We start from the raw sequence: 25,827 nt of genomic DNA, 5'->3' as shown, positions 1-25,827 counted from the left end.
ATTATCTTGGCTTTTGTTGATCTATATCAGGTAACAAAAGACATGCAATATGTTTCTTTTAGGTAGCGTCTGTTAATATTAGTCAACCGATTCATGCTAAATACGCATATAAACGCAGTAATCCATAAGATTATTATTCGTTTTTGTGTTTGTTTACTTGTTTTGTATTTTTTAGTGTCATGTAATCCACATATAAGTCATATATAGTGGCTTATCTGTAACAAGAAGCATTGTTTGGATGCTTGAGTTGTTAATGAATTTTTGCTTAATGTAAGGAGGGTTACATGCCCATCACAGAAAACTCTTTGCTGAATGATATTCAAGAGGTAAATCTGTCCTATCTTATGTTGGCTCAGCGTCTACTACGAGAGAACTTCGCCGCTGGTATGTATAGGCTCGGGTTCGATGCTGATGTAGCAGAGACAGTATTACGCTTATCTCCCGCACAACTTGTTAAGTTATCGGGTTCCAACGCGCTAGTTTGCGCATTTAGACTGAACGACTACGATTTATTGTCCACGCTCACCCAAGATGTGCTCGGGGGCGTGCTTCAACAAGCTCACTCAACGATCTTACTTTCGCAGCGTGCCACAGCGGCGGCGGTAGAAGAAGCCTAAGAGCATCTAATTATGGCGACTCGAAGTGTCTCGAAAGAAGCGCAAGATATAGGCTTAGCCACTGAGATGATTGAGCTAGGGGCCAGATTGCAGGTGCTTCAGGCTGAAACCTCACTCAGCTACGACCGGTTGGCTCGCTTGTATCGTGAAATACGGGGCTGTTCGCCTCCCAAAGGTATGTTGCCGTTCTCGGTAGACTGGTTCATGACTTGGTTGCCTAACATACATTCCAGTATGTTTTACAGCGTCTACCGCTATATGGACCAGCTTACGCCCGCTCAAAGTGCACAAGCGTTGGTGGAAAGTTACCGCTTATACCTAGAGCAAGCTAATGCTGGACGCTACGAGGTTGTTTCGGACGAGCCGGTATTAAGCTTTACTCGTGCATGGATGCTTATTCGCTTTTTTGAAAGCGGGATGGTGCAGCTATCCACGTGCACGCAATGTGCTGGGCAATTTGTTGCGCATGCGCATGATCCTAAAGCCGACTTTGTGTGTGCTATTTGTAGGCCTCCTCCCCGAGCAGGCAAAACCAGAGCCAGTAAGAAAGTGCGTGTAGCCGCAAAGAAAGTCGCCGTAAAACAGGGCAAGACAGGCTCGCCAGAGTCAATAAGTAAAACCAGCTCTAGGGATGGGGCGGGAGCAAAAAAACGGACTGAACCTACGATACAGCGCCAATCGGCTCCATCGTAAAAAAGAGCTCACTGCAGTGAAGTTGTGGGGGGCTTGGCCCCGTTCATGGGAGGTTTTACGAGTGAAGCGTAGAAATATCCACAAAAGACCCGTCTTAAAGACGCTTTTGACTCCCTTCATTGCGGCGATCATAGGGTTGTGTACTAGATAAAGGCGTGCTTGTGTTTATACTGCTTGGCTACCTCATTGTTTTCTTCTCCGTTTTTGGCAGCTACGTCGCATTAGGCGGCCACCTTGGCGCACTCTACCAACCCTTTGAGCTTTTGCTGATTGGTGGAGCAGCAGTCGGTGCATACATAGCAGCTAACAGCACTCGCTCCGCAAAACTCATGCTGGCAGCGATACCCATGGCGATTAAGCGCACGCCTTATAGCAAAGCCTTGTACATGGAGCTAATGGGGCTGCTTTACGTGTTGCTTAATAAGGCGCGTCGTGACGGCTTAATGTCTATCGAAGCCGATATCGAAGATCCCTCCGAAAGCCCTATCTTCACGGCTTACCCTACGGTCATTAAAGACGCCGCAATTGTAGAATTCGTGTCCGATTACATGCGTCTCATGATTAGTGGCAACATGAGCTCCTTCGAAATCGAAACGCTAATGGACCAAGAAATCGAAGCGTTCATGGCTGAACGAAACAGCCCCGCCAATGCCATGCATGTAGTGGCGGATGCGTTACCTGCTTTTGGTATTGTGGCTGCGGTGTTGGGCGTAATTAAAGCCTTGGCTTCGGTTGATCAACCTCCAGCCGTACTGGCAGACCTCATTTCTAAAGCGATGGTGGGTACCTTTTTAGGTATTCTGTTGGCGTATGGTTTTGTCGGCCCCTTTGCCAATGTGATCGAACGTCGGACCGAGGCAGCAGCCAAGGTTTTAGAGTGTATTAAAGTCACTTTGTTGGCCAATATGAATGGTTATCCGCCGCAGCTTGCCGTCGAATTCGGTCGTAAGGTGTTATTTGCTACTGACCGGCCTTCCTTTCTCGAACTCGAAGAGCATGTGCGTCAATCACGCAGTACGGTGAACAGGCAAGGGTAATCAATGAGTACCTCTAGGCCCGATCGAATTGTAGTTCGTCGCAAGAAAGTAACCCGGCAACCCCATCGGGGCGGTAGCTGGAAGATTGCTTATGCTGACTTCATGACAGCAATGATGGCGTTCTTTTTGGTGATGTGGATATTATCGTTGGTGCCACGCGAAGAGCTTAGCCAAATTGCCGATTACTTTCGCATGCCTTTAGTCGAAGCGATTTCTGGTGGTATGAGGGGCGACCATTCACGAAGTGTTGTGCCGGGTGGCGACCCAAGTGTGATTCCCAATGTGCATCCTTTAAATGGTGGCGAGCCAGATAGCCATCGGCGAGATGTTGAGCGTTTGCAAGACCTTAAAGATGAATTAGAACGTCTGATTCAGCGCGATCCTGTGCTTGGTGAGTTCCGTGAGCAACTTCTCATTGATATGACGCCCGACGGCCTGCGTATTCAAATTGTGGATCAGCAAAACCGCCCGATGTTTGCGATGGGTAGCGCTAGTATTCAGCCTTATATGCGCAATATCTTACGGGCGTTAAGTAACCCTTTAAACGAGATGCCTAACCGTCTGCAAGTGGCCGGTCATACTGATTCATTCCAATACGCAAGCGGCGAGCGCGAATATTCGAATTGGGAGCTCTCGGCTGATCGCGCGAACGCGGCTCGACAAGAGCTAGTAGCAGGTGGTTTGGCAGAAGCAAAAATCAAGCAAATTCTCGGTTTGGCGGCAACAATTAGTTTAGTTAAAGATAATCCGGCCGCAGCCGTTAATCGTCGTATCAGTATTGTTGTACTAAATCAGCGGGCTGAACGACGTTTAGATGCCCAAAACGAATTTGATGAAATGGGCTACGAGTTCTCGGATCATCCAGCCATGTTCGAAAGCTCAATTTTTGGCGAGCCAGCGTCGTCAGAGTAATGCGCTAAACGCTTAGTCCGCTTGCGGTTTATATGTCGCCTTCACTCCAGATTAAGGCGCATAACAAATGTATCTGGTTAACTGTTACGAAGGAAGCATGCATGAGCTCCGGCGTCGATTTAAGTCAATTCTTTGACACCTTTTTCGATGAGGCTGATGAATTATTAGCTGAAATGGAAACCATTTTGCTTGAGCTCGACTTGGATAATCCTGATGTCGATAAGCTAAATGGCATTTTTCGTGCTGCCCACTCGATAAAAGGGGGCGCGGGAACCTTTGGGTGTTTCGGGCATTTGGCTGATACCACCCACTTACTAGAAAACCTCCTTGATTTGGTGCGAAATGGCGAAATGACGCTGCGCAAAGATATGGTGGATCTATTTCTCGAGACCAAAGACGTGCTGAGTGATCAAGTGTCTGCTTACAGAGACGAACAAGACCCCGACGAGGCCGCATACGTCCGCATTTGTGAACAGTTAAAAGCGTTAGCGGCAGAGCAAAAAAGCGGCCAAGTCACAGAGCCAGCAGCCCTTGAGTCAGAACCTGAACCTGAGCCCGTTATTGAAGCCGGCGCCGCGAGCGACTCGTCTTCATTGCCTTTGTGTTTGAAGGTCGTGCGTACGAACCCTAAAGATATCGCTGTTTTAAAAGACGAAATGGCGCTAATGGGCGATGTGCTACACGAAATCGTTAGCGACTCCGAGTTAGTCATATGGCTCCATACCACAGCCAGTGCTGACGATCTCGTTGCCGTGTGTTGCTTTGTGGTGAATGACGATCAGGTGTCAGTTGGGCCCGAGGCCTTACCGGCAGAAGCCGTAAGTGCAACGAACACCGAAGCACAAGTGGCAGCAGACAATACAGTAGATCGTGTTGAGCCTCCAGCAGTGCCTGCAAGCGACGTTGCGCCAGCCACGCCAAGCGATACCAATCAAAGCAAAGCGGCGAAGCCACCCAAAGCAAAGTCAGCATCGTCACGTAGCGAAACGGGCAGCATTCGTGTGGGCGTAGAACGTGTAGATCAAATTATTAATTTGGTCGGAGAGCTCGTGATTACACAGGCCATGCTAGTGCAAACGGCTTCCACCTTAGACCCTGTTGTACACGATCGATTGCTAAACGGCATCGAGCAGCTTGAGCGTAATGCCCGTGATTTACAAGAATCGGTGATGTCCATTCGGATGATGCCCATGGATTACGTCTTTAGTCGTTTTCCTCGCGTTGTGCGCGAGAACGCGGCGCGCTTAGGCAAAGAAATCCGACTGGTTACGAAAGGGCAAAGTACGGAGCTTGATAAAAGCTTAATCGAGCGCATTATTGATCCCCTTACGCATTTAGTGCGTAACAGTATTGATCACGGCATCGAAATGCCAGAAAAGCGGATAGCAGCGGGTAAATCCAGTGAAGGCACGCTTACCTTGTCCGCTCAGCACCAAGGGGGGCACATCGTTCTTGAGATCATTGACGATGGCGGTGGTTTGAATCGTGAAAAAATTCTGAAGAAAGCCTTATCTCAAGGCCTGACTACAAACGAGAATCTCCCTGACGACGAACTGTGGCAGTTGCTATTTGCTCCCGGTTTCTCTACGGCAGAGCAGGTGACTGAGATCTCAGGCCGTGGGGTAGGTATGGATGTAGTACGACGCAATATTCAAAGTATGGGCGGCCACGTACAAATGTCGTCTCGAGAAGGTCACGGCACCACTACCCGCATCGTTTTACCACTTACGCTTGCTATTTTAGATGGTATGTCTGTGCAAGTTGGAGACGAAACCTTCATCTTGCCACTTAGTCATGTGACCGAGTCCATGCAGCCTACCGAAGAGCAAATACGTAGCTTATCTAACGATGACCGTGTTTTACATGTTCGCGGTGAGTATTTACCCGTTATTGCTTTAGGCGATGTGTTTGCGGTAGATGGGGCAGAGACCGATATGACGAAAGCCATCGCGGTCATTCTGCAAGCCGAGGATATGCGCTTCGCTTTACTCGTTGATCACTTGCTTGGACAGCACCAAGTGGTAGTAAAAAACTTAGAAGCGAACTACCGGAAAATTCCGGGGATTTCAGCCGCCACTATTTTAGGCGATGGCAGTGTTGCACTGATTGTCGATGTGTTTGCGCTACACCGCCTTACACGTCAGCGCGTTGAAATTTAAGTAAAAAATACCTGTGCGGAGAGATTTATGACTAATCAAGCAGCAACAAGCAATCAGCAAAACGAAGGGGCTGGAAAAGAATATTTGGTGTTCATACTCGAAGAGCAAGAGTACGGCATCGATATCTTAAAAGTGCAAGAAATTCGCGGCTATGACGCTCAGTCAGTAACACGTATCGCTAACGTTCCTTCCTTTGTTAAGGGCGTGACGAATTTACGAGGCGTCATTGTTCCTATTGTCGATCTACGCATTAAGTTCGATCTAAAAGATGCCAGTTACACGCATCAAACGGTGGTGGTCATCCTGAACCTCGAATCGCGAGTCGTCGGTGTGGTGGTGGATGGCGTATCCGATGTGTTGGTACTGCAAAACTCGCAAATCAGCGATGCCCCCCAATTTGGGACAGCGTTTTCAACGGACTATTTAACCGGCATCGGTACGGTCGATGAGCGTATGTTGATTTTGGTCGACATAGAAAAATTAATGACAAGTGAAGAAATGGCGCTAGTTGATAGCGCGATGGTTGTTTAACGGCTTAGGTTGTTCTCTCTGTTTGGTTTTTCGATTTACATTCTAAGGAATACCTCATGTTTAAGCGCTTCAAACTTTCGAATTTGAAAGTGCGGTCGAGCCTGATAATTGTGCTGATCTTCTTTATGCTGATGCTGGTAGCAGGAGCAGCATTGGGTATTCTGTCGTTAAAAGCGAATAATCATGCGTTGGAAACTATCGTCTCTAACCAGCGTGCGGGTGTGGCGTTAACGCAAGCCGTTGAGCGTTATAAAGACACGCAAACCTACTTAGGACGCTCGGTCGCCAGTTACGTGGTGCATCATGCGAAACACAATTACACCACCACTAGCGAATGGGTGGAAGAGGGGGCTGGAGGCCTCACAACATTAGACAGTGGCACAACCGCTTTGCTTAATCGCAGCCAGCTTGAGCTTGCGCGAGCGGTGTCTGCTTTTGACGAGTTTAAAGAGCTCAGTACAACACTAGCTGACCCGACGGGTACCTATAGACGTGTGAATGACGTGTTTAGCACCATTCTTACCAAAGAGGTACCCCCGCTTATTCAACTGTTACGCGAAGGTAAGCTAAGTGAATTCGATGTGGGGTTGTCGTCCTTGGCCGTAGGCCTCGAACTTAACTTGATGAGCTCGCTTGAAGAGCTAAATCGTCAACAGAGTGAGATTATTGCCGAGCAGTACGAGAAAGAAGCGGCTCAATATGCGCTGGTTATTCAGTTGGTTGGTTTCGCGTTGGCTTTATGTGCGTTAATTTGCGCGTTTGTTTATGTATTCTTGAATCGCTTGGTTTTACGTCCTTTGCGGCAAGCCGGCGAGCATTTTGATCGCATTGCCAGTGGTGATCTCACCCGCCGAGTGGATGTGTCGTCAGACAACGAAATTGGTGTCCTTTATGAAGCCGTCCGAAAAATGCAAGAAAGCTTGCGTCGAATGGTGGTTGCCGTGCGCGAGGGTGTAGAGGAAATCAACATAAGCTCACAAGAAATCTACTTAGGAAACGTTGATCTAAGCAGCCGTACCGAACAACAGGCGGCGGCGTTGCAGCAAACAGCAGCCAGCATGGAACAGCTCTCTAGCACGGTACGTCAAAATGCAGAGAACGCTAAGCAGGCAGACCAAGTAGCACACGAAGCGTCAAATGTTGCATCCAATGGAGGGCAAGCGGTAGCCGCTGTGGTCACCACCATGGACGATATCTCAGATGGTTCTACTCAGATCGCTGCCATTGTGAACGTCATTGACGGTATTGCTTTTCAAACCAATATTTTAGCGCTGAATGCAGCGGTAGAAGCCGCACGGGCAGGCGAACAAGGGCGGGGCTTTGCTGTGGTGGCTGGCGAGGTACGTTCGCTGGCACAACGTAGCGCACAGGCAGCCCGTGAAATCAAAACCTTAATTGAATCCTCATTAACTAAAGTCGGTGCAGGAACGCGACAGGTTGCAGATGCTGGTGCCGTAATGCGAGACGTTGTGAGCTCAGTTCAAGGGGTCACTACCTTAATGGATGAAATATCCTCGGCGTCACAAGAGCAGTCAGACGGTATTGTTCAGGTTAATTTGGCCGTGTCTCAAATGGATACCGTGGTTCAGCAAAATGCTGCTTTAGTCGAACAGGCAGCAAGTGCGGCTTCGGCGTTGCAGCATCAGGCCTCACGTTTAACGGATGTCGTGGCCGCTTTCCGCATCCATTCTGATGAGGTCATCGAATCTTCCTCTGGAAGTTTGGGCTACGCGTCTGCGAATAATGCGAGCCTGTCCCTTCATTCGCATGTGTTGAGTAATTAACGTTGCTTATGACTAACTCCGCCCAAACCTTCGCTTATTCTTTGCCAACGCTTCCCAGAGCGACCTCTGCGGATTGCGTTCGAGCAACAGCGTTATTACACGAGCGTGCTGGCATTATTTTGGGTTCACACAAAGAGGACATGATTGCGCGTAGTTTGGGTATGCGTGCAAAAAAATTAGGCCATGGGTCAGTTCAACAGTACCTTGAGCACCTTGAATTTAATCCTCGTGCTGACGAGTGGTCTAATTTTATTAATACTTTCACGATTAATCACACGGCTTTTTATCGTGAGCGTCATCACTTTGATGTCTTAGCCAAGTTTGTGACGAATCGAAGTAAGCCTATTTCGGTGTGGAGCAGTGCGGCATCAACGGGCGAGGAAGCCTACAGCATCGCGATGACATTACGTGAGTCGGTAGTAAACGCCGATTCATCCGTCACCATTCTAGCGTCTGATATTGATACTACGGCGTTGGCACATGCTCAGCAAGGGGTGTACTCCATGGATCGAGTTAAGCCCGTACCTGAAGCATTATTGAAGAAGTATTTTCAACGGGGCACAGGGCGTAATGTCGGGAAAGTGCGAGTGAAACCGCTTTTACGAAACATGGTTACGTTCGAGAACGTGAATCTCATTTCCGCCGAAAACTGGCCCTCGTCACAGCAATTTGACGCGGTTTTCTGTCGTAATACCATGATTTACTTCGAGAAGAATACGCAAATTAAGCTGCTTGAGCGGTTTGCCCAGTTAATGAAGCCTGGGGCACTGCTGTTTGTCGGGCACTCAGAGAATATATCCCAGTTAAGTACCGCTTTTCGATTGCAAGGGCAAACGGTATACGTGCGGGTATAGGGTTCTCGCTAAATTTATTTTGTAGTTGGCAAACATGAAAAAAATACGAGTTTTATGTGTTGATGACTCTGCTTTAGTCCGTAGTTTGATGGTTGAAATTATTAACAGCCACCCAGACATGGAAGTGGTAGCTGTGGCGCCAGACCCGTTAGTTGCACGAGAGCTAATAAAAGAAGTGAATCCTGACGTATTAACTCTTGATGTGGAAATGCCTCGTATGGACGGGCTGGATTTCCTAGAGCGTTTAATGCGTTTGCGCCCAATGCCCGTCGTCATGGTGTCGTCGTTAACCGAGCGAAACTCAGAAGTCACTATTCGTGCACTTGAACTCGGAGCTGTCGATTTTGTGACAAAACCCAGACTGGGGCTGCGTGATGGGTTGCTCGAATACTCAGATTTGATTGCCGATAAAATTCGTGCCGCCGCCATGTCTAAGCCTCACCGTAAAGAGGCTGCAGCCAAACCTCCGGTTCGACGCACACCCTTGGCACATCGCTTTGCGACCACAGAAAAGCTGATTTTGATAGGGGCTTCCACAGGAGGCACTGAAGCTATTCGACAAGTTTTAGAGCCCATGCCAGCGAACAGCCCTGCGATTCTAATCACTCAGCATATGCCTGCCGGCTTCACGCGCTCTTTTGTTCAACGCTTAGATTCGCTTTGCGCCATGCAGGTGCACGAGGCAGAACATGGCCAACGAGTCCTACCAGGGCATGTGTATTTGGCACCGGGCGGTGTGGCTCACATGAAATTAGCGCGTTCCGGGGCTAACTATGTGGTCGAACTCGACCCAAGCGAACCGGTCAATCGTCATCGTCCTGCTGTTGATGTCCTCTTTATGTCGGCCGCGAATGTGGCGGGAAAGAATGCCGTGGGTGTTGTGTTAACCGGTATGGGTAAAGACGGTGCACAGGGTTTACTGGCGATGAAAAATGCAGGAGCGATTACCTTTGCTCAAGATGAGGCCACCAGTGTGGTTTTTGGCATGCCGCGTGAGGCATTAGCCATTGGTGCAGCAAGTGAAGCCTTACCCTTAAATGAAATTAGTGAAAAATTATTGGCAAGCGCTGGCTCTTACGGACATCGAGTTTAACGATGTCATCGGCTCAGCGTGGCTTACTTAATTACGGAGAATTAATGAATGGCTAATAAAAATATAAAGATTCTCGTCGTAGACGACTTTCCCACGATGCGGCGTATTATCCGCAACCTATTGAAAGACTTAGGTTATGAGAATGTGGATGAGGCTGAAGACGGGTTAATGGGACTAGAGAAACTGCGCAACGGAAGTTTCGATTTTGTTGTGTCCGACTGGAACATGCCTAATTTAGATGGTTTGGAAATGTTGAAGCAGATACGGGCGGATGCGAACTTGTCATCCATGCCGGTATTAATGGTCACGGCTGAAGCAAAGAAAGAAAACATTATCGCGGCAGCACAGGCTGGCGCTAATGGTTATGTGGTTAAACCTTTTACTGCCGCTACATTAGAAGAAAAATTAAATAAAATTTTCGAGAAAATGGGCTAGTGTAACGAGGAGAGTCTGATGGATAAGCTCCACAAGACGGATACCCCTGAAGAAATCGACGCTGTGCAAGCCGCTGAAACAGCGGCAGCAGCAACACAGATGCCTGTCGATGTAGTTCAGCGCATCGCCCATCTAACGCGCGAAGTGCGTGCCAGTATGCGAGAGCTGGGTCTGGACCAGGCGGTTAAGGATGCGGCACATGCCATTCCTGATGCACGTGATCGCTTGCGTTATGTCGGCCGCATGACCGAACAAGCAGCCAATCGCGTGTTAACCGCCGCAGAACAAACCGGGCCATTGCAAGAAGGCTTAGCGAAAGAAGCCAAGTTCTTAGATGAGCGTTGGGAAAACTGGTTTGAAGAACCTGCTGAGCTGCCCGTGGCGCGTGAGTTAGTTGATGACACACGTGATTTTTTCGATTTTGTGCAGAACAACACTAAGCAAACACAAGATAATCTGCTTGAAATTATCATGGCCCAAGATTTCCAAGATCTGACGGGTCAGGTAATACAACGCATGCTTCAATTGATTGGCAATATTGAAACCGAACTGGTTCAGGTGCTGATCGACAGCGTTCCTCCCGAGCGTCGGGAAGAGACAAGCAGTTTGTTAAATGGGCCGGTGGTGAACCCGGAAGCCTCTGATGTGGTGACCGGACAAGATCAGGTTGATGATCTATTGTCGAGTCTGGGCTTTTAGGCCCTAAACCCTTTCTTACGAGGCCTAAGAAAGATCGGCTCTGGGAACAGGGCCGTTTTATAGCTATTACTCTGCGGTTAGCGAATTCGTCAGTGAACTAAAATTTCAAAGCTAGGGTGCGTACGCATGTGACGAGACACCAAAGCATGGCGTAACCACACTGACTGATATCTCTCATCCATGGCAGAGGAAAGCGATCTAGAAAAAACCGAACCGGCTACCCCCCGGCGCTTAGAGAAAGCGCGCGAGGAAGGGCAAGTTGCGCGCTCCAGAGAGCTAACAACGTTCTTATTGCTAGCTGTGGGCGTTAGCACGTTGTGGTTTTCAGGCGGTTTTATGTTTCGCTCATTAGACGGCATTATGCGCAATAGTATGTGGTTTGATCCGCGTATAGGCCGTGAAAGTGACGTAATGGTTGCCAGTGCGGCCCAGTCGGCCATTGAAGCAGTGTTCAGTTTGTTTCCACTGTTTGTGGCGCTCGTTGTGACGGCTATTCTAGGTTCAGCGTTGCTGGGCGGTCTTATGTTCTCGTGGAAATCCTTAGAACCTAAGTTTGAAAAGCTAAATCCCTTGTCCGGGATCAAGCGTATGTTTTCAGCGCAAACCTTGATCGAGTTGCTCAAGGCGCTTGCTAAGGCTGGGCTGATTGGTGGGGTCGCTGTCATGGTTATTTGGCACTATCGCGATCAAATGACAAGCTTAATGCACGTGAATCCCACCGAGGCGCTAATTAAAGGCATGGGCTTAGTCGCCTTAAGTTGTGGCCTTATTGTTGCCAGTCTTTTGGTGATTGTGTTGATCGATGCGCCGTGGCAGTTATTCAGCTTTCATAAAAAAATGCGCATGTCTAAACAAGACATGAAAGAAGAGCATAAAGAAAGCGAGGGTGACCCACACGTTAAAGGGCGCATACGTTCTCAGCAACGCAGTATGGCACAGCGCAGGATGATGTCTGATGTACCAACGGCTGATGTCATCATTACGAACCCAACGCATTATGCGGTGGCGCTGCGCTATGCAGAGTCTGAGCAGGGCGCGCCCAAAGTCGTGGCTAAAGGCACGGGGTTGGTGGCGCAGCGTATTAAAGAGATTGCTGCCGAGCATCACGTACCCACACTAGAGTCTCCGCCTCTTGCTAGGGCGCTGCATAAACATGTCGAGATTGGCTTTGAGATCCCCCTCGAGCTATACGCTGCTGTCGCCGAGGTTTTAGCCTGGGTATTTCAACTGCGTAATTGGCGTCAAGGCATTGGCGCTGCTCCTCCCCAGCCATCCGATTTAACACTGCCCGAAGGTTTTGATCCTTTGCAGTCAACTACGTAAACCGCATTCATGAACAGCATTTTGGCATTAATTAAAACGAATGGCTCCAGTCAAGCACGCTTGCTAGCTGGGCCGGTGCTTATCCTCATGGTATTAGCCATGATGATTCTGCCGCTGCCGCCGTTCTTGTTGGATCTATTTTTTACCTTCAATATCGCACTGGCCGTCATGATATTGCTGGTGGCGATGTTTACGAAAAAGCCGCTCGATTTTGCTGCCTTTCCTGCGGTGTTGTTGTTTGCCACCTTATTACGTTTGGCGTTAAACGTCGCCTCAACGCGTGTGGTTTTGTTGAATGGTCACAAGGGGCCGGATGCAGCAGGGCAAGTAATCGAAGCCTTTGGCCATTTTCTGGTCGGTGGAAACTTTGCGGTAGGTATTGTCGTTTTTGTCATTTTGGTTCTGATCAACTTTGTTGTGATCACGAAGGGTGCAGGGCGTATTGCAGAAGTAGGCGCACGGTTTACCCTTGATGCCATGCCCGGTAAGCAAATGGCCATTGATGCTGATTTGAACGCCGGCTTGATTGGGGAAGAAGAGGCGCGTAAACGTCGTCAGGAAGTCTCTCAAGAGGCTGAGTTTTATGGTTCGATGGATGGGGCAAGTAAGTTTGTAAGGGGTGACGCTGTAGCCGGGTTGCTGATCATGGTTATCAGCTTGGTCGGGGGGCTAATTGTCGGTGTAATGCAGCATGGTCTGAGTTTTTCCGATGCAGGACGCGTCTATACCATACTGACCATCGGCGATGGTTTAGTGGCACAAATTCCTGCGTTGGTGATTTCTACTGCTGCGGGTGTGGTGGTGTCTCGCGTCGCTACGGACGAAGACGTGGGCGAGCAAATGGTCAGTCAGCTATTTGCCAACCCTAACGTGATGTTTTTAACAGCTGGAATCCTTGCGCTAATAGGCATTATTCCGAACATGCCTCATGTGTCGTTTTTATCTTTAGCCATCATTGTGGGTGGCATCGGGTGGGCGATATTACAACGCCAAAAAGCCGAGCTACTGGCCGAGAGTGTTGGGCCACAAGAGGCCTTGGCCGCTGCCGATGAGGCCGCAGCGGAAGCCAGTTGGGATGATGTCTCGATGGTTGACCCCTTAGAGCTTGAAGTGGGTTACCGATTGATCTCTTTGGTGGACCATGCGCAGAACGGAGAGCTATTACATCGTATTCGCAGTCTGCGTAAAAAGTTTGCGCAAGACGTAGGTTTCTTACCTCCGGTCGTTCATATTCGTGACAACCTTGAGCTTAAGCCGAACGACTACCGTATTTTACTGTTCGGGGTCGAAGTGGGGCGTGGTGTGGCAACGCCTGGCCAATGGCTAGCCATTGATCCCGGCGGTGTGGCGATGAGCCTTCCTGGTACCCCCACAACGGATCCTGCTTTCGGGTTGCCAGCGGTGTGGATTGATGTGGAAATGCGCGAGCAAGCTCAAATTGCTGGTTACACCGTTGTCGATGCCAGCACGGTTATCGCCACGCATTTAAATCACCTTTTCCATCGCCATGGTGCCGATTTGTTGGGGCGTCAGGAAGTACAACAGTTACTGGATCGGGTGGCTCGTGATCAACCGCGCTTGGTTGAAGACTTCGTGCCCAAAACCATTAGTCTTAGTTTGTTCCATAAAGTGCTACGAGGCCTACTGGCAGAAGAGGTTCCCATACGTGATATGCGTAGCATTGTTGAAGTGGTTTCAGAAAATGCGCCTCGTATCCAGGCTCAAAGTCAGGCGCATACCAATGTGGATGAAGCGGCCGAGCTTTTAGCGCTAACACGCGTCTCTCTAGGCCGAGCCATTACGCAGCAATGGTTCCCTGGCGATGGCGAACTTCGGGTGATTGGTTTGGATGCGCGTCTTGAACGTGTGCTAACTCAGGCATTGACCACCAGTGGAGCACTGGAGCCGGGCTTAGCAGAGACCTTATTAACCGAAGCGCAACGTACAGCACATCATCAGGAAGAGGCTGGCGATGCACCTGTTTTGGTGGTGCCTCCGCTATTACGCGCATCATTGTCGCGTTTCTTACGCCATCACATTCCTCAGCTTGGAGTGTTGTCTAATCAAGAAATTCCAGACGAGCGCACAATTCGTGTGACCGCCGTGATAGGGAATAATGCATGAACATAAGTCGTTTTTTTGGTAGCACCAGTCGTGAAGCCATGCGTCAGGTGCGCATGGCTCTTGGGCCAGATGCCATGATCGTTTCCAACCGTCGTGTTAACGGTGGGGTTGAGATTATGGCCACCGATGCCACCTCGGTAGAGTCTGCAACAGCCGTGGCTACGGCACAAGAGCCCACACGAACGCAATCGGCTCCACAACGGCCAGTTAGTGCGGCCCCTACGTCGACTGGCAGTCAAAATCGAGCACCAGAGCCGTCCCCACGCGCTGAACTAATGGGGGCAATTGGGGCCATGCAAGGCGCCTTGGAAAGCCGAATTGATGAGTTGCTTTGGAGTCATCAGCTTCAACGTACGCCTGAAACGATTGCGTTGTTTCAAACCCTGCTTGCCTATGGGTTTAGCACCACGCTGTTACGCGCTATGCTCAAACGGTTGCCGCCTCATCTAACTGGCAGGCGAGCGTTTGAATGGGCGCGCAATGAACTAGATACCCATCTTCCTGTGGTGGCTAACGAAGATTTACTGTGGCAGCCTGGAACCGCCTTGGCCTTAGTGGGGCCCACTGGCGTGGGGAAAACGACCACCATCGCAAAGCTTGCGGCACGCTGCGTTAAACGCTTTGGCCCGGATAAGCTTGTTCTTATCACCACCGATACCTATAGAATCGGTGCGCACGAACAGCTTAAAATTTATGCGGACATATTGCGCGTACCAGTGCATGTGGTTCAAGATGCGCAAGCGTTGCGACAGGTCATGTTGGGCATCCGCCCAGAGCAAGTGGTGCTGATCGATAACGTGGGCATTAGCCAGCGTGATCGCTATGTGGGTGATCAGGCTACCTTGTTGGCCAGCTCAGGGCGCCGTGTTCAGCGTTTATTGGCGTTGAACGCATCCAGCCATGGTGACACCTTGGATGAGGTGGCTAGGGTATATAAAACGGATGGGGGCAGTCCCCTTATTGGCTGCATCATTACAAAAGTTGATGAAGCAAGCCGCATAGGCCCTGCACTGGACACTGCCATACGTTATCAACTGCCTATACATTACATTTCTAATGGGCAAAAAGTACCTGAACACCTGCAGTTTTTGACGGCTAAACAATTAGTCGACATGGCGTTTACGAAAATATCCAGTAACGCTAAAGCCTTGTATGCGCCCACGGCGGGCGACGTGGCAGCTTTATTGTCGGCAGCGATGCCCGAGCAGACGGAATCGTCGTCGGTAGATGACACACAACGTACCGCCATGATGACAAAGCTACTGCTCAGTAATTCGACTTCGGCGGCCATGAGTGTCGACGAGTTACGTGCACAAATTGCCTCCATCGATCAATGCCTAAGCTTATCGTCGGTCTTTGATTATTGGCGTGATCTACAAATTGAGGGTGCAGAGGCAGCCAATTTATTGCAACAAGGCGAAGATCTGTTGCGAGACGTGAAACACGAGTTAAGTGAAGAGGCGCAACGACCGTTATTGTGTGTGCACCAAGTGGCCTCAACACCAAAATCGAATCAGGGCTCAGCGCGCGTTGCCACCACCTATTTATGTGGCACGAATGGCAGCATTTATAGCGTTCCATACCAACAAATCGCGGCTGAGTCCGAGTGGCAGTCCACCTCGGGGGCGCATCGTTTAACCCATCGGAATAATGCAGAGCTAACCAAAGAGTCGCTGAATTGGGTTGGCGAGAGTTTGGCGGACCGTGAGCTAATACACGCTTTTGACGGCGGGAATGCAGCACTTTGGCGCGAACTGGTCGCAGCACAAACGGCTTTCCTATCAACGTTGCCTGCTTCACTTAAGTTGTGGCACAAAGATGGGCACACCACTCCTAAGGCGTTGTCTAAGCAGGTGGCTTTTCAGATCATAACTAGCGCCGAATCGAACTTGCATTACACCAAAGTAGCCGGCCTACCCAAGAGCGATGTCGGCGTATGGCTAGCTGTTGAACCCATCGAGCTTCGCACTCGAAATCTTCCTGCCTTAAGCTTAAAACTGGTGTGTTTACGACTGATTGATCGCAACACGCATCACGTTGTACGTGACCACTTTGCAGTGATGCATACACCTGCCTCAAGCGCTAGTTTTGCAAATGTTGCGGATTGGATGGTGGCGCAGTCAGAGCTAAAGGTAGCGCAACGTGCTGTCAGTGCCGCATGGGCCTTAAGTGCGCAATGGGCAGGCCAGTCATCGTTGTCAGTGGCAGAGCAGGCTCGAATGACCACATTGTTGAGTGCGGCGACAACTAACGTTCTATTAATGGCTGATAAGGCGGCATTATTAGCGGCACTTGAGCAGCTTAGTCATTCTGGTCGTGCTACGGCCTTAAGTGTGCCGAAGACGATAGAAGCCTTCATTAAGCTCTTTATGTTGAAAAACGTTCTGGAATAATACGATCAGGCTACGCAGCCCGATTGATTAGGCTTTAATGGATGCGCGGCTATTACTACGTTGTATTGTGGCCTTGCCGCGCGCATCATATACCTTCTCGGCTGGCTGGATAAGCTGAGACAGGGCGTTAAGCGCTTGTTCGTTATGCTGTAAGAACGTATCGATTAGCATGCCGTTACTTTCGTTCTGAGTCTTAGCTTGATCCGCTAAGCGATAGAGCTCGTCAACCAATGGGGCGAGGGTGTCGTGCTTGTTGACAGCGGCTTGCAACCCAGCCGAAGTATTGGGTAGGTCTAAGTTTTTTAGTGCGTCGTCACGCTGTTGGTGCGCTTGTGCGAGCTTCTCGGAAAATTGCACTTTTTGCTGCGTAACGTGATGAAGTGCATCGTTATCGTGCTCGCCCAGTAAAAGCTCGGCCTCTTGGCTTAAGGCGTTATTAAAAGCATTCAGCAACTCAATTTCGCTTTGCAGAGCTTGTTGTAGGGCAGTATTGTCCAAGTTTGACGCCGTCATAATGAATCGTTATTTAAGAAGTTCGCGGGCGCTAGCAATCAGAGAGTCGGCAATACGGCTGGTATCAACTTTTAATTTACCCGCGGCAATCGCATCTTTGATTTCTTGCACGCGCTCAATATTAATATCGTTGTCAGAAGATTGCAGTTGCTGTAATTGCCGTGCCGTAGCGCTAAGGTCTACGCTGGCAGCTTGCTCGCCACGGCCAGATTGTTGGCCTTGTTGAGCATAGGCAGCAGCGCCCGAAGAAGAACGGGTGGTGCTAACGCGATCGCTAGCATTGTGTTGTACGGTAGTGGGCGTGATTTTCATGGTGTCTCCGGTATAGGAGCAGTAACTGCCAAGTGAGTTGTTGTTAAGCTTAGCGTAGTAACGGCTACGACGATAAGAACTTTAGGCATGTTATAGATACTTACATTAATACCTGAACTGTGCTTGAATCCAGCACTGTTGCGGTAATGACATTGCCTGCTCCTACGCGCACCTGAACTTGACTGCCGGGTGCCCCCGCTTGTAGGGTTTGACCTTCGCTACTAACCATAAAACCATGCCCTCGAGCAATGGTACGTACTGTTTGGCCACGTAATACAGATTGCGGGTCGCGTAAGGCTGATGCCTTAATCATACTACCCGCAGCGATACGCTGTCCGGCCATGAAGCCAATAATATGACTGGGGTCGGTCACTACACTTGAAGCCAGTCGTAAAATATCGCCTTCGCGTGGGTTAAGGTCGTCTAGCGAAATAATTTCGCCCACGTTAAGACGACGGTTGCTTACATAATAATACCCTTCCACTGAGACCTCGGCCTGCACGTGAAGGCTCCAATTTTCGGGCGCACTACAACGCACCGTAACGGTCATGCGTGAGCGCAACCGCTGGCCCGCAGGCGACTGAACGTCTAAGTTGTCACAACTGGCTTGCTGACGAATTTGAGGGGTGCTGACTGTAATGCTAGGGGTGCCGGGGTAGGCACTTGCGCGGGTATAAAGGTGGTCTTCGACCACATCCATCACGTCATTCACGTTTTGGGTGGACGCACCGGCCTGGCTTATTGATAACAAAGCCATAATGAAAAGACCAGATAGGGTATGACGTAGTGCAAGCATACCGCTATTTTAAAAAGACTCTGGCAAGTGCAACGATAGAACTAACTAACTATTAGTGGCCTATTTCTACCTTTATAGCGGATAGCCAACCGTTACCATTACGTTATTCGGTGACTATTGGTTGCAGTTCGGCCGTATTAGTCATTAATTGTTGCCCATACTTTTATTGGGCCTTACCAGAGATCACTCATGATTGACCGTATTGGTGACGAATTCAGTTTCTATAAAACGGCCTTAGATCTGCGTCAGCAGCGACAGGAAGTGTTAGCCGCCAACATCGCGAATGCTGACACGCCAAACTACAAAGCACGCGACTTTGACTTTAGCCAAGCCATGAATAAGGCGATGTCGGATCAGAAAACCCTGCCCAACACGCAGCTTAGTTTGACGTCCAGCAAACATATTCCGGGTGCCGCAAAAGGGGCACCTAGTGCCGAGTTGTTATACAGACAGCCTTTGCAGCCTAGTCTCGATGGCAATACCGTTGACATGGACACCGAACGAATGGCTTTCGCCGACAACACCATGCACTACCAAAGCAATCTGAATGTGCTTTCACAGCGTATTAAAACCTTAATGGCTGCCTTGCAGCAATAACGTACGGGGACCACATGAGCAGTTTTAGTATTTTTCAGATTGCGGGCTCAGCGCTTAGCGCGCAGTCGCAACGTATGAACGTAACCGCCAGCAATATCGCTAACGCGGATAGCGCAGCGGGGCCAGATGGCATGCCGTACCAAGCCCGACACGTGGTTTTTCAAGTTACACCCCTTGAAAATCAAGGCTATGCCGCAGAGGTCGGTGGGGTCAAAGTGGCTTCTGTCATACAAAGTGATGCGCCGGCTCGTTTGCAGTATCAGCCGCAACATCCCCTTGCTAACGAGCAAGGCTATGTGACGATGCCCAATGTCGATGTGGTTGCTGAAACCGTCAACATGATTTCGGCCTCGCGCTCGTATCAAGCCAATATCGAAGTGGTTAATACCGCTAAGAATTTGATGATGCGTACGCTAACGCTGGGTCAATAAGGAGTCTGGTTAATGACAGTGGTAAACAACAGTACTTATGGCGCGAATCCGGCAGCCGATGCCTTAGCGCTAGCACGTACTCAAAACAACGATTTGTTGGGTGATACCCAAGATCGTTTCCTGACGCTGTTGGTCACCCAACTGCAAAATCAGGACCCCTTAAACCCGATGGATAACGCGCAGGTCACAACACAAATTGCGCAGCTATCGACGGTAAACGGTATTAAGCAATTAAACGACACGTTGTTAGCGGTGTCAGGCCAGATCGACGTCTCGCAATCCATGCAGGCTGCGGCCATGATCGGTAAAGACGTGTTGGTGCCTGGCAGCAAGGTGTTGTTAGGTAGCGACCCAGACAATCCTAATGTTAAAACGGCCACCGCTTTTGGGGTGGATATTGTGTCTCCCGCTGCGAAAACATTGGTCACGATTACCGATAAAAGCGGTAAAGCGGTACGCCAGATCGAACTCGAACCACTTCAGGTGGGAGTGTACGACGTCGAGTGGGATGGCTATGACGACTCGGGTAACCCATTGGCAGATGGTGCCTACGAAGTTCGGGTCGATGCGTTTGATGCAGAAAATCAGCATGTGTATGCCGAAGCCTTAACCTCGGGCAGGGTCTCGAGTGTGGCATATAGCTCTAAGGGCTTACAGCTTGATTTGGGTCTGGCAGGAAGTTATTCCCTGCTCGATATACGGAAAATTATGTAATTTTGGCTGACCGGCTCGCCAATGGTGGCAGTCGTCGTTAAACAGAATAAGCGAGGAAATAATGGGCTTCGGACAAGGTCTTAGCGGTTTAAACGCCGCCTCACAAAACTTAGATGTCATTGGTAATAACATCGCCAACTCAAGTACGGTAGGGTTTAAAACCGGAACCGTAAACTTTGCTGACGTTTACGCTAGCTCTAAGGTGGGTCTAGGGGTAGGGGTGGCCAGTATTAACCAGCGTTTTACGGTGGGTAACGTTAGTACCACAGGTAATCAGTTTGATATGGCTATTGATGGCCCTAAAGGCTTATTCAGGCTAGAAGATCACAGTGGGGCCATTGTTTATTCGCGAAACGGGCAATTTGCGCCCAACAAAGATCTGTTTTTGGTGAACGCGCAAGGTCATAAGTTAACCGGATACGCACCCGGTTCAAATACCCCTTCACCCATTCGCGTGCCCATCGGTAATATCGATCCCAAAGCCACAACGCGTCTCGATTTTCCCGCCAACTTTAATGCTAACGAGATCGCTAAGCCTCGTGATACGGATCCCACTGTTATCAATTTTGACGCTGAAGACCCCGATACCTACACCAACTCTTACCCCCTTAATATTTATGACTCGCTGGGTAACTCGCATCAGCTAACGCAGTACTTCGTAAAACGCGAAGGCGATGCCGGTACCGAGTCAGTGTGGGATGTGTATTACCGCTTAAACGGGGCCGTCGTGGGTGACGATGCTAACCCTCAAGAGTTGCGCTTTAGCAGTGCCGGACGTTTAACACAGCCTACGGGCAGTTTTAACTTAGCCATTGATATACCGGCAGGCAATTCGCCCGCTGAACAAATTGATTTGGCTGTTTCCTATGCAAACTCAACCCAGTTTGGCGGTAATTTCAACACCACTCCGCTTCAAGATGGTTACCCAACGGGCGAGTACGCCAGTATGTCGGTCGCTGCCGATGGCGCCATTATGGCGAACTACACCAACGGTGAAACCGTGAATGTGGGCACCTTGGTTTTAGCTGATTTCAATAACTTGCAAGGGTTACAAGCCTTGGGTGGCAACGCTTGGGCAGAAACCTCTACCTCAGGTCAGCCGCTATTAGGTCGCCCTGGCGAGAACGGTTTGGCGGTGATACGTGGACAATCTGTTGAAGAGTCCAACGTAGACATGAGCCAAGAGCTAGTCAATATGATTATTGCGCAGCGCACGTATCAAGCTAACGCGCAAACCATTAAAACCCAAGATCAGATTCTTCAGACTCTGATCACCATGCGTTAAGGCTTGGGCCCATTATGGATCGTATGATTTACACGGCAATGAATGGTGCTCAGCGCTTGCTAGAGCAGCAGTCAGCCATTAGTAATAATTTGGCGAACGTAAACACGCCGGGTTTCCGTGAGCAGCTTGCGTTACAGCGAGCCGTACCCGTAGAGGGCCCTCCGGGTTTGCCCACACGTGTCTCGACTGCCACCGTTACTGCGGGCACCAACTTTCAGTTGGGTGCCTTAGCTGAAACGGGTCACGCCTTAGATGTGGCCATCTCTGATCAAGGTTTTTTTGCACTTCAAACGCCAGAGGGCGAGGCCTATACCCGAGCCGGAGACTTCTCTGTTGGTGTAGATAACCTTTTAGTTAGCAAAACGGGCTTACCCGTGTTATCGGCTGATGGCATGCCCATCGAGGTGCCCGATCAAGGTGTGATTACCTTTTCAAGCGATGGGCAAATTACGGCCTTGGGTGCAGGGGATAATCCCCGAGATATTCAGATTTTAGGGCAACTGAAACTTGTGAACCCTGATGTGAACACCTTAGAGCGTGGTGCAGACGGTTTATTTAGAAGCGCTGTGGCTCCTGTGTTACAGCCAGACCCTTCGGTGCACATTGTTTCGGGTTTTGTTGAGAAAAGTAATGTCAGTACGGCAGAAGCCATGGTGGGCATGATCAATAACTCCAGACGTTTTGAGATGCAAATGAAGGTCATTCAAGATGCAAGCACCAATGCCGAACGGGCCAACTCTATTCTTTCATTTAACGGTTAGTTTTTATTAATGTGACGGTAGTGCTGTAACCGTTGCTAAGGACGCATTATGATTCGCTCACTATGGATTGCGAAAACAGGTCTGGAAGCACAGCAGACCAATATGGATGTCATTTCGAATAACTTGGCTAACGTTAATACCGCAGGGTTTAAACGTAGCCGAGCTGTCTTTGAAGACCTGATGTTTCAAACCTTACGTCAGCCTGGCGCGCAAGTGGGTGCAGCAAACCAATTGCCCACCGGCCTGCAACTAGGGACTGGTGTGCGTACCGTGGCTACCGAGCGCATCCATTCTCAAGGCGACCTTAAAAACACCGGTCACGAGTTAGATATCGCGATTCAAGGACGAGGTTTCCTGCAGGTAGAAATGCCAGACGGTACCTTCGCGTATACCCGCGATGGCAGTCTGCAAATTGATCAAGATGGTCAACTGGTAACGGCGGGTGGTTATCCCATTCAGCCCCCCATCATGATTCCCGATAACGCCTTGCAAATCTCGATTAGCCGAGACGGTATCGTGTCGGTCACTCAGCCCGGCGCCGTCGGTACCAGCGTAGAAGTGGGGCAGTTGCAATTGACCACGTTCGTGAACACCAGCGGTTTGCAAAGTATGGGGGAAAACCTGTATGTGGAAACCGATGCTTCAGGCGTAGCTAACTTCTTGCAGCCTGGGTTGGATGGGGCAGGGCTGGTATTACAAGAATACACAGAAACGTCTAACGTAAACGTGGCTGAAGAGCTGGTCAATATGATCACAACGCAGCGCGCTTACGAAATGAACAGTAAAGCGGTACAAACGTCTGATCAGATGCTTGCCCGTTTAACTCAACTGTAATGATCTCGTCTTTTACCGGTCAAATCGGGCAATGAAAAAAAGCACATTCTTTCGTAGCATCATGATGGTGGCCGTGTTCGTGTTTCACGGCTGCGCGATGGTTCCACCCGAACCGGTGGTGACAGGCCCATTGACTGCACCACCGCCTGCACCCATCGCCCCCGAAGTCGTGGCGAACGGCGCTATCTATCAGCCCAGTGCGTACGGAAGTTACCCTTTATTTGAAGATAGACGCCCGCGTAATGTAGGCGATGTGGTCACCATTCTGATTCAAGAGCGTACTAACGCCGCGAAAAACGTATCCACCAGCACCAACAGAAACTCCGCAGCAGGGCTTGATTTCGGTACAGCACCTAGCTTTTTACCCGGTGATTTAGGGGCTAGGCAGAATTTCGGCGTCGAGGGTTCAAACCAAGCGACGGGTACGGGTAGCAGCCGCGCTGACAACATGTTCACCGGCACCTTAACCACCACGGTTATTGGTGTGTTGCCTAACGGAAACTTGCAGTTAGCAGGTGAGAAGCAAATCGCGATCAATCGAGGAAGTGAGTACATGCGCTTCTCTGGGGTGATCGACCCTCGCTCAATCACGGGCTCTAACACGGTGCTTTCAACGCAAGTTGCCGATGCGCGTATCGAGTTTCGCAGTAAAGGTGTGATGGACGAGGTCCAAACAATGGGCTGGTTACAGCGCTTTTTCCTTAATATATCGCCATTTTAATTAGGTTCATGTCAATGTTTTCGCGTGCCGCCCTACGTTTACTTTCCCAAAGTTTGGGTGCCCTATTACTAGGGGGCGCGGTGTTGTGGACAACGCCTGTTAGTGCCGAGCGCATTAAAGACTTAGCGACTATACAAGGGGTGCGCGAGAACCAGCTTATCGGTTATGGCCTTGTTGTGGGCTTGGACGGCAGCGGTGATCAAGTGCGTCAAGCGCCGTTTACCCAGCAAAGCTTAACCAATATGCTTTCGCAGCTTGGGGTCACCATTCCGCAAGGTAGCAATATGCAGCTTCGTAACGTAGCTGCCGTAATGGTGACAGCACGGCTTCCGGCTTTTGCGCGACCAGGACAATCGGTTGATGTCGTGGTCTCCTCAATGGGGAATGCGAAAAGCTTAAGAGGGGGGACGTTATTGATGACCCCACTCAAAGGAGCGAACGGACAGGTCTACGCAATGGCGCAAGGTAATTTGCTAGTGGGTGGCGCAGGTGCCGAAGCAGGTGGGTCCAGCGTACAAATTAATCAGTTAAACGGTGGGACCATCCCCAGTGGGGCAATCGTCGAGCGCGATGTGCCCACCACTTATATCCAAGATGGTTTGATTAATCTTGAGCTAAACAGCTCAGATTTCGGTACCGCCCAAAATGTCGTGACGGCGCTAAATGATCATTTAGGCAGCCATACCGCGACCGCCATGAACGCACGCGTTATTCAGGTACGTGCCCCCCTTAACCCGCATGAGCAAGCGGCATTTTTATCGCGAATCGAAAACCTACACGTTAATTTACCGCCTGCACGTGCCCGAGTGGTGATCAATGCCCGAACAGGGTCAGTGGTCATGAATCGTACCGTTACGATTGATGAAGCTGCCATCGCATACGGTAATTTGTCCGTCATTATCAGCCGACAAGCTGAGGTGAATCAGCCCGATACTCCTTTCGGTGGAGGTCAAACGGTTGTTACGGATCGTACCGACATTGAACTGCGTTCTGAAAGCGGTAGCTTGCAACGCATCAGCACCAGCGCGAATTTAGCCGACGTGGTCAGAGGGCTGAATGCCTTAGGCGCTACGCCACAAGACCTGCTGTCTATTTTGCAGAACCTAAAAAGTGCAGGCGCATTACGTGCCGATCTGGAAATTATTTAAACGCCTTATGTCTGTTAATTTCTATCCACGCCCCGGCCAGAGCCAACCCGTTTCGATGTTTGACGCCGATCAGTTGGCGCAATTGCGTCGCGGAGTCAGTGAAAATCAAGGCGGCACGCAGGACCAGCAACGCCAAGTCGCGGAGCAGTTCGAAGCCTTATTCATACAGCAGCTACTAAAACAAGCCCGTGCAGTGGCCTCAGGAAATGGCCTGTTTGATAGCCAGCAAGTACAAATGGCCCAAAGTATGGGGGATGAGCAGTTAGCTTTGCAGCTTTCAAACCCGGGAATGGGTTTGGCCGATGCGTTAATGGAACAAATGAGACGTAATCAGGGTGACGCCACCGTGGCATTGCCCACACGTAGCGATCCCGACGTCAACACCTCTCGATTGCCCGAGCTGCAATCACATCTGGGCGAGAAAGCGCGCATTATTGATGCCCCAACGATTTCAGCGTTGATTAATAAGCTAACGGGGCCGGTGGGGTTAGATCAAGTGTATTCAGCCATTCGTGGCGCGCCAGCGCATGTGCGCGAGTTCGTGTCAAAAATGCGTGACGCTGCCACCGAAGTCGCGGCAAATACCGGTTTGCCGGCACAGTTAATACTCAGTCAGGCGGCGCTAGAGTCGGGGTGGGGTAAGCGAGAAATTAAACACGATAACGGACAAACCTCGCATAACCTGTTTGGTATTAAAGCCGGAAAAAGTTGGTCAGGGAAAGTGGTTAACGTTATGACCACCGAGTTTGAGAACGGTAAAGCACAAAAACTAAGCCAACCCTTTAGGGCTTATGACTCCTACACCGACTCGTTCTTAGACTATGCAAAATTGGTAAGCAACAGCCCTCGTTACGAATCGGTTCTACGGGCGAGTACGCCACAAGAGGCCGCGCAACGAATTCAAGAGGCAGGTTATGCGACCGATCCTTCTTATGCGCAGAAGCTTATTTCAATTATGTCGTATTTTGATTCAACGCCTCGCTAATCGGCCTAAAGCTTTCGCTTAAGTGGCCGTTAAGCAAGGTAATACTATTCACGATGTGCTGTTACTCGCTCTAATC

Annotated in this window: 26 protein-coding genes; 23 read left to right on the top strand and 3 right to left on the bottom strand. The window is 49.9% G+C overall.

Going from position 1 to position 25,827, the window contains the following annotated elements:
• Positions 1-284: 284 nt before the first annotated feature.
• The 14 genes from flhD (at position 285) to flhF (ending at position 16,654) form a co-directional block, all read left to right on the top strand.
• Positions 285-617: a flagellar transcriptional regulator FlhD gene (gene flhD, locus AC2UZI_RS10030; RefSeq protein ID WP_486943661.1), complete on the top strand. Its 333-nt coding sequence runs from the start codon at positions 285-287 to the stop codon at positions 615-617.
• A 12-nt stretch (positions 618-629) separates the two neighbouring features.
• Complete coding sequence (gene flhC / locus AC2UZI_RS10025) at positions 630-1,310, top strand: flagellar transcriptional regulator FlhC (protein WP_486943660.1); 681 nt, start codon at positions 630-632, stop codon at positions 1,308-1,310.
• A gap of 161 nt (positions 1,311-1,471) precedes the next feature.
• The gene (gene motA, locus AC2UZI_RS10020) at positions 1,472-2,347 is read left to right on the top strand and encodes a flagellar motor stator protein MotA (RefSeq protein WP_486943659.1); all 876 of its coding nucleotides are present in this window, start codon (positions 1,472-1,474) and stop codon (positions 2,345-2,347) included.
• A gap of 3 nt (positions 2,348-2,350) precedes the next feature.
• Positions 2,351-3,259, top strand: a complete 909-nt coding sequence (gene motB, locus AC2UZI_RS10015; RefSeq protein WP_486943658.1) for a flagellar motor protein MotB — start codon at positions 2,351-2,353, stop codon at positions 3,257-3,259.
• Positions 3,260-3,360: 101 nt separating this feature from the next.
• Entirely contained in the window at positions 3,361-5,418 is a 2,058-nt protein-coding gene (gene cheA, locus AC2UZI_RS10010; RefSeq protein WP_486943657.1) for a chemotaxis protein CheA, read from the top strand.
• A 27-nt stretch (positions 5,419-5,445) separates the two neighbouring features.
• The gene (locus AC2UZI_RS10005; protein ID WP_486943656.1) at positions 5,446-5,949 is read left to right on the top strand and encodes a chemotaxis protein CheW; all 504 of its coding nucleotides are present in this window, start codon (positions 5,446-5,448) and stop codon (positions 5,947-5,949) included.
• Positions 5,950-6,005: 56 nt separating this feature from the next.
• Positions 6,006-7,733, top strand: coding sequence for a methyl-accepting chemotaxis protein (locus AC2UZI_RS10000; RefSeq protein ID WP_486943655.1), 1,728 nt, complete (start codon positions 6,006-6,008; stop codon positions 7,731-7,733).
• Positions 7,734-7,741: 8 nt separating this feature from the next.
• Positions 7,742-8,587, top strand: a complete 846-nt coding sequence (locus AC2UZI_RS09995; protein WP_486943654.1) for a CheR family methyltransferase — start codon at positions 7,742-7,744, stop codon at positions 8,585-8,587.
• Positions 8,588-8,621: 34 nt separating this feature from the next.
• Positions 8,622-9,680, top strand: a complete 1,059-nt coding sequence (locus AC2UZI_RS09990; RefSeq protein WP_486943653.1) for a protein-glutamate methylesterase/protein-glutamine glutaminase — start codon at positions 8,622-8,624, stop codon at positions 9,678-9,680.
• Between the two features lie 48 nt (positions 9,681-9,728).
• Positions 9,729-10,115 carry a chemotaxis response regulator CheY gene (gene cheY / locus AC2UZI_RS09985; RefSeq protein WP_486943652.1) on the top strand — a complete coding sequence of 129 codons (387 nt, stop codon included), beginning with the start codon at positions 9,729-9,731 and terminating at the stop codon, positions 10,113-10,115.
• Positions 10,116-10,130: 15 nt separating this feature from the next.
• Positions 10,131-10,814 (top strand): protein phosphatase CheZ, encoded by a 684-nt coding sequence (gene cheZ, locus AC2UZI_RS09980; protein ID WP_486943754.1) that lies wholly within the window; start codon positions 10,131-10,133, stop codon positions 10,812-10,814.
• Positions 10,815-10,994: 180 nt separating this feature from the next.
• Positions 10,995-12,137, top strand: a complete 1,143-nt coding sequence (gene flhB / locus AC2UZI_RS09975; RefSeq protein ID WP_486943651.1) for a flagellar biosynthesis protein FlhB — start codon at positions 10,995-10,997, stop codon at positions 12,135-12,137.
• A 9-nt stretch (positions 12,138-12,146) separates the two neighbouring features.
• Positions 12,147-14,261 carry a flagellar biosynthesis protein FlhA gene (gene flhA, locus AC2UZI_RS09970; RefSeq protein ID WP_486943650.1) on the top strand — a complete coding sequence of 705 codons (2,115 nt, stop codon included), beginning with the start codon at positions 12,147-12,149 and terminating at the stop codon, positions 14,259-14,261.
• Positions 14,258-16,654 (top strand): flagellar biosynthesis GTPase FlhF, encoded by a 2,397-nt coding sequence (gene flhF / locus AC2UZI_RS09965; RefSeq protein ID WP_486943649.1) that lies wholly within the window; start codon positions 14,258-14,260, stop codon positions 16,652-16,654. The genes flhA and flhF overlap by 4 nt, the downstream gene beginning before the upstream one ends.
• 27 nt (positions 16,655-16,681) lie before the next feature.
• Here the strand turns inward: flhF and AC2UZI_RS09960 are convergent, their stop codons facing one another.
• From AC2UZI_RS09960 to flgA, 3 genes are all read right to left on the bottom strand, one after another.
• On the bottom strand, positions 16,682-17,167 hold the full coding sequence (locus AC2UZI_RS09960; protein ID WP_486943648.1) for a flagella synthesis protein FlgN: 486 nt from the start codon (positions 17,165-17,167) through the stop codon (positions 16,682-16,684).
• 9 nt (positions 17,168-17,176) lie between these two features.
• Positions 17,177-17,479: a flagellar biosynthesis anti-sigma factor FlgM gene (gene flgM / locus AC2UZI_RS09955; RefSeq protein ID WP_486943647.1), complete on the bottom strand. Its 303-nt coding sequence runs from the start codon at positions 17,477-17,479 to the stop codon at positions 17,177-17,179.
• A gap of 100 nt (positions 17,480-17,579) precedes the next feature.
• On the bottom strand, positions 17,580-18,275 hold the full coding sequence (flgA, locus tag AC2UZI_RS09950) for a flagellar basal body P-ring formation chaperone FlgA (RefSeq protein ID WP_486943646.1): 696 nt from the start codon (positions 18,273-18,275) through the stop codon (positions 17,580-17,582).
• A 189-nt stretch (positions 18,276-18,464) separates the two neighbouring features.
• Here flgA and flgB point away from each other — a divergent pair, with 189 nt between their 5' ends.
• The 9 genes from flgB (at position 18,465) to flgJ (ending at position 25,751) form a co-directional block, all read left to right on the top strand.
• Positions 18,465-18,872, top strand: coding sequence for a flagellar basal body rod protein FlgB (gene flgB, locus AC2UZI_RS09945; RefSeq protein ID WP_486943645.1), 408 nt, complete (start codon positions 18,465-18,467; stop codon positions 18,870-18,872).
• Between the two features lie 14 nt (positions 18,873-18,886).
• Positions 18,887-19,303 carry a flagellar basal body rod protein FlgC gene (gene flgC, locus AC2UZI_RS09940; protein ID WP_486943644.1) on the top strand — a complete coding sequence of 139 codons (417 nt, stop codon included), beginning with the start codon at positions 18,887-18,889 and terminating at the stop codon, positions 19,301-19,303.
• A 12-nt stretch (positions 19,304-19,315) separates the two neighbouring features.
• Positions 19,316-20,017: a flagellar hook capping FlgD N-terminal domain-containing protein gene (locus AC2UZI_RS09935; RefSeq protein WP_486943643.1), complete on the top strand. Its 702-nt coding sequence runs from the start codon at positions 19,316-19,318 to the stop codon at positions 20,015-20,017.
• A gap of 61 nt (positions 20,018-20,078) precedes the next feature.
• The gene (gene flgE, locus AC2UZI_RS09930; protein WP_486943642.1) at positions 20,079-21,302 is read left to right on the top strand and encodes a flagellar hook protein FlgE; all 1,224 of its coding nucleotides are present in this window, start codon (positions 20,079-20,081) and stop codon (positions 21,300-21,302) included.
• A 14-nt stretch (positions 21,303-21,316) separates the two neighbouring features.
• Positions 21,317-22,063 carry a flagellar basal-body rod protein FlgF gene (gene flgF / locus AC2UZI_RS09925; protein WP_486943641.1) on the top strand — a complete coding sequence of 249 codons (747 nt, stop codon included), beginning with the start codon at positions 21,317-21,319 and terminating at the stop codon, positions 22,061-22,063.
• Positions 22,064-22,111: 48 nt separating this feature from the next.
• Complete coding sequence (gene flgG, locus AC2UZI_RS09920; protein WP_486943640.1) at positions 22,112-22,897, top strand: flagellar basal-body rod protein FlgG; 786 nt, start codon at positions 22,112-22,114, stop codon at positions 22,895-22,897.
• 31 nt (positions 22,898-22,928) lie between these two features.
• Complete coding sequence (locus AC2UZI_RS09915; RefSeq protein ID WP_486943639.1) at positions 22,929-23,618, top strand: flagellar basal body L-ring protein FlgH; 690 nt, start codon at positions 22,929-22,931, stop codon at positions 23,616-23,618.
• Between the two features lie 8 nt (positions 23,619-23,626).
• Complete coding sequence (locus AC2UZI_RS09910; protein ID WP_486943638.1) at positions 23,627-24,766, top strand: flagellar basal body P-ring protein FlgI; 1,140 nt, start codon at positions 23,627-23,629, stop codon at positions 24,764-24,766.
• 7 nt (positions 24,767-24,773) lie between these two features.
• Entirely contained in the window at positions 24,774-25,751 is a 978-nt protein-coding gene (flgJ, locus tag AC2UZI_RS09905; protein WP_486943637.1) for a flagellar assembly peptidoglycan hydrolase FlgJ, read from the top strand.
• Positions 25,752-25,827 lie beyond the last annotated feature (76 nt).

It is taken from the genome of Paenalcaligenes sp. DL 463, from assembly GCF_057475185.1.
This window is presented reverse-complemented; position numbering and strand designations above follow the sequence as displayed.

What these genes read in the sequence shown, in the direction of transcription:
- AC2UZI_RS09915 (WP_486943639.1), top strand. Translation starts at nt 22,929, where the DNA reads ATGAAAAAAAGCACATTCTTTCGTAGCATCATGATGGTGGCCGTGTTC.
- flhA (WP_486943650.1), top strand. Translation starts at nt 12,147, where the DNA reads ATGAACAGCATTTTGGCATTAATTAAAACGAATGGCTCCAGTCAAGCA.
- flgC (WP_486943644.1), top strand. Translation starts at nt 18,887, where the DNA reads ATGAGCAGTTTTAGTATTTTTCAGATTGCGGGCTCAGCGCTTAGCGCG.
- flgB (WP_486943645.1), top strand. Translation starts at nt 18,465, where the DNA reads ATGATTGACCGTATTGGTGACGAATTCAGTTTCTATAAAACGGCCTTA.
- flgF (WP_486943641.1), top strand. Translation starts at nt 21,317, where the DNA reads ATGGATCGTATGATTTACACGGCAATGAATGGTGCTCAGCGCTTGCTA.
- AC2UZI_RS09935 (WP_486943643.1), top strand. Translation starts at nt 19,316, where the DNA reads ATGACAGTGGTAAACAACAGTACTTATGGCGCGAATCCGGCAGCCGAT.
- motB (WP_486943658.1), top strand. Translation starts at nt 2,351, where the DNA reads ATGAGTACCTCTAGGCCCGATCGAATTGTAGTTCGTCGCAAGAAAGTA.
- AC2UZI_RS09910 (WP_486943638.1), top strand. Translation starts at nt 23,627, where the DNA reads ATGTCAATGTTTTCGCGTGCCGCCCTACGTTTACTTTCCCAAAGTTTG.
- flgG (WP_486943640.1), top strand. Translation starts at nt 22,112, where the DNA reads ATGATTCGCTCACTATGGATTGCGAAAACAGGTCTGGAAGCACAGCAG.
- flgJ (WP_486943637.1), top strand. Translation starts at nt 24,774, where the DNA reads ATGTCTGTTAATTTCTATCCACGCCCCGGCCAGAGCCAACCCGTTTCG.
- flhD (WP_486943661.1), top strand. Translation starts at nt 285, where the DNA reads ATGCCCATCACAGAAAACTCTTTGCTGAATGATATTCAAGAGGTAAAT.
- flhB (WP_486943651.1), top strand. Translation starts at nt 10,995, where the DNA reads ATGGCAGAGGAAAGCGATCTAGAAAAAACCGAACCGGCTACCCCCCGG.
- AC2UZI_RS10005 (WP_486943656.1), top strand. Translation starts at nt 5,446, where the DNA reads ATGACTAATCAAGCAGCAACAAGCAATCAGCAAAACGAAGGGGCTGGA.
- AC2UZI_RS09995 (WP_486943654.1), top strand. Translation starts at nt 7,742, where the DNA reads ATGACTAACTCCGCCCAAACCTTCGCTTATTCTTTGCCAACGCTTCCC.
- AC2UZI_RS09990 (WP_486943653.1), top strand. Translation starts at nt 8,622, where the DNA reads ATGAAAAAAATACGAGTTTTATGTGTTGATGACTCTGCTTTAGTCCGT.
- flgA (WP_486943646.1), bottom strand. Translation starts at nt 18,275, where the DNA reads ATGCTTGCACTACGTCATACCCTATCTGGTCTTTTCATTATGGCTTTG.
- cheA (WP_486943657.1), top strand. Translation starts at nt 3,361, where the DNA reads ATGAGCTCCGGCGTCGATTTAAGTCAATTCTTTGACACCTTTTTCGAT.
- flhC (WP_486943660.1), top strand. Translation starts at nt 630, where the DNA reads ATGGCGACTCGAAGTGTCTCGAAAGAAGCGCAAGATATAGGCTTAGCC.
- AC2UZI_RS09960 (WP_486943648.1), bottom strand. Translation starts at nt 17,167, where the DNA reads ATGACGGCGTCAAACTTGGACAATACTGCCCTACAACAAGCTCTGCAA.
- AC2UZI_RS10000 (WP_486943655.1), top strand. Translation starts at nt 6,006, where the DNA reads ATGTTTAAGCGCTTCAAACTTTCGAATTTGAAAGTGCGGTCGAGCCTG.
- cheY (WP_486943652.1), top strand. Translation starts at nt 9,729, where the DNA reads ATGGCTAATAAAAATATAAAGATTCTCGTCGTAGACGACTTTCCCACG.
- flgE (WP_486943642.1), top strand. Translation starts at nt 20,079, where the DNA reads ATGGGCTTCGGACAAGGTCTTAGCGGTTTAAACGCCGCCTCACAAAAC.
- flhF (WP_486943649.1), top strand. Translation starts at nt 14,258, where the DNA reads ATGAACATAAGTCGTTTTTTTGGTAGCACCAGTCGTGAAGCCATGCGT.
- flgM (WP_486943647.1), bottom strand. Translation starts at nt 17,479, where the DNA reads ATGAAAATCACGCCCACTACCGTACAACACAATGCTAGCGATCGCGTT.